This window comes from Terriglobales bacterium, assembly GCA_035624475.1.
In the GTDB taxonomy this organism is placed as follows: Bacteria; Acidobacteriota; Terriglobia; order Terriglobales; family Acidobacteriaceae; genus DASPRL01.
In genome coordinates this window covers 1-2,351 of the sequence record DASPRL010000355.1, presented here as the reverse complement: position 1 = coordinate 2,351, position 2,351 = coordinate 1, and the positions used below count along the sequence as shown (strand labels likewise).

General features: G+C 67.6%; 3 protein-coding genes. All 3 read right to left on the bottom strand.

Features of this window, described 5'->3' with window-relative positions; genetic code table 11:
- On the bottom strand, window positions 1-746 hold a 746-nt coding region (locus tag VEG08_13995), incomplete at its 3' end, for a bifunctional riboflavin kinase/FMN adenylyltransferase (GenBank protein ID HXZ29100.1).
- Window positions 747-768: 22 nt separating this feature from the next.
- Complete coding sequence (locus VEG08_13990) at window positions 769-1,539, bottom strand: MBL fold metallo-hydrolase (GenBank protein HXZ29099.1); 771 nt, start codon at window positions 1,537-1,539, stop codon at window positions 769-771.
- Window positions 1,536-2,138 carry a DUF1844 domain-containing protein gene (locus VEG08_13985; GenBank protein ID HXZ29098.1) on the bottom strand — a complete coding sequence of 201 codons (603 nt, stop codon included), beginning with the start codon at window positions 2,136-2,138 and terminating at the stop codon, window positions 1,536-1,538. Before VEG08_13985 ends, VEG08_13990 begins: the two co-directional genes overlap by 4 nt.
- Between the last annotated feature and the right edge of the window lie 213 nt (window positions 2,139-2,351).

The following is a 2,351-nucleotide window of genomic DNA, read 5'->3' as shown; positions in this document are numbered from 1 at the left end:
TCGCCGAAGGTGGGGCGGTTGCCCACGTTGGTCACCGAATCGAAGCACTCCCCGTTGACCTGGGTGCGGGTGATGTAGACGCCGTCCAGCGGCGCCAATTCGTCGTAGCGGCTGAGGTTGATGGTGGGGACGGTGTACTTGTGGCCGAAGCCGCGGCCGCGCCCGGGCACGGAGACGATGCTGAAGACCCGCCCCAGCATGGCGCGCGCCCGCTCCACGTGCCCCGCGGAAAGCAGTTCGCGGATGCGGCTGCTGGAGACGGGCTCGCCGCGTGCCCGCATCTCGGGATAGACCTTGACCTCGTAGCCGGCGGCGCGCGCGTACTCCTGTAGCCGCTTGACGTCGCCCTGGGCCTTGTGCCCGAAGTGGAAGTTCGAGCCCTCGTGCACCTCGCGCGCCTTCAGCCGCTTGCCTAGGATCACGCTGGCGAAGTCCTTGGGCGTGGTCAGCGAGAGGTCGCGGGTGAAAGGCAGCACCAGCACCGCGTCCAGCCCCGAGGCCTCCAGCAGGCTCAGCTTCTGCTCCAGGGGCGTGATCAGCTTGGGGGCCACGTCGGGATGCAGCACCCGCAGGGGATGCGGCTCGAAGGTCACGGTCATGGAGCGCGCCTGGAGCGCGCGCGCCTGCCGCACCACCTCGCGCAGCACGTACTGGTGAGCGCGGTGCACCCCGTCAAAGTTGCCCACGCTCAGCACCGTGGGCCCGAAGTCCGCCGGCACTTCCTCGAGATGTCGGAAGACCTGCATCCTGCGTCCTGCCCCCTGCCTCCTAGATTTCAAACTCCAATTTCATGCCGTCATAGGAGAGTCTCACCGCATCCGGCAACTGGCGGTTGGTTTCTTCATGCGGCAGGTCGTGCGCGATGTGGGTGAAGAAGGTGCGCCGCGGCCGGATGCGCTCCACCAGCTTCAGCGAGTTCTCTACCGTCGAGTGGGTGGGATGCGGGCGGTGCCGCAGCGCGTCCAGGAAGAGGATGTCCAGCCCCTGTAGCTTGCCGAAAGACTCCTCCGGGATGCTGCTGACATCGGTGAGATAGGCGGCGGCGCCGAAGCGGAAGCCGTGGATCACGGCCTCGCCGTGCAGCACCTCCACCGGCTCGAAGCGCGCTCCGAACAATTCCACCGGCCCCTCGATGCGGTTGAGCTCCACCTGCGCGATGCCGCCGTACTTGTAATTGCCGTCGAAGATGTAGCGGAACATCGCCTGCAGGGTCTCGGCGGTGGCGGCGTGGGCGTAGAGCGGGATCTTGCCTTCGCGGTGGAAGGTGAGCGGACGCAAGTCGTCGAGGCCGAGGATGTGATCGGCGTGGGCGTGGGTGTAGAGCACGGCGTCCAGCCGCTGGATGCCCTCGCGGATGGCCTGCTGGCGGAAGTCCGGTGTGGTGTCGATCAGCACCACGCGCCCGCCGTACTCCACCAGGATGGAGGGCCGGGTGCGATGGTCGCGGGGATCGCTGGAGTGGCACACCCGGCAGTCGCAGCCGATGGTGGGCACGCCCATGGACGTCCCGCTGCCCAGCACCGTGAGCGTGGCCTTCATTTCTTCACACCCGGGGCGGGCGGCGGAGACTCGGGCGGATGCATCACCGCGTTCAGCACCTCGAGATACCCCAGGCGCAGTTCGTAGAGGCGCTCGTCCAGGAACTTGCTCTCCTGGGGCGTGAGGTTGCCCTTGGTCTTTTCGCGCAGCAGGTCGAGCGTGTCGATGGTCTGGCGCGCACCCAGCACGTCGACCCGCGGCTGCCGGCCTTGCTCGTGCAGGATGCCCAACTGCAGCATGGCGGTCATGTAGAGGGTGGTGGCCAGCTTCTCGAAGGTGATCTGCAGGTCCTGGGGACGGACGCCGCCCAGGTCGGCGGCCAGGCGCGCGTCCACCTCCTGGCCGGCGCGCGCGTAGGCTTGCTGCGCGTCTTGCTGCTGCGCGGCGCTGGGCGGGACCGCGCCCGCCAGGTCGGCGGCCGAGGCCACCTCGCGCACTACCTGCGCGCCTTCCGCGCGAGGCTTCTCCGGCGGGGTGGGGATCTGCGAGGGGTCCAGCTCGGCGGTCTCGTGCGCGTCCGGCCGCCGCTCGCCTTCCTCGGTGAACTTGCGCCGGTCTGTGACCACGAAGTCTTCGGGCTTCTTCTTTTCGTTAGGCATAGGTCCTGCTTAGTCTCATTGACGGTCGACGATTGCCTCATTGACGAATGCTGGGATCACCGGCATTCCAATCGTCAAAGCCTCAACCGTCAATCTCTCTCTGGCAACGTGACCACCGTCGCCTTGCTGCCTTCGATCTCGACCTCGGCGCCAGGCGCAGCCGCCTCCCGCCGGATGTACCCCAGCGCCAGCGTGCGCGGGCCCTTCTCCGAA

What these genes read in the sequence shown, in the direction of transcription:
- VEG08_13990 (HXZ29099.1), bottom strand. Translation starts at nt 1,539, where the DNA reads ATGAAGGCCACGCTCACGGTGCTGGGCAGCGGGACGTCCATGGGCGTG.
- VEG08_13985 (HXZ29098.1), bottom strand. Translation starts at nt 2,138, where the DNA reads ATGCCTAACGAAAAGAAGAAGCCCGAAGACTTCGTGGTCACAGACCGG.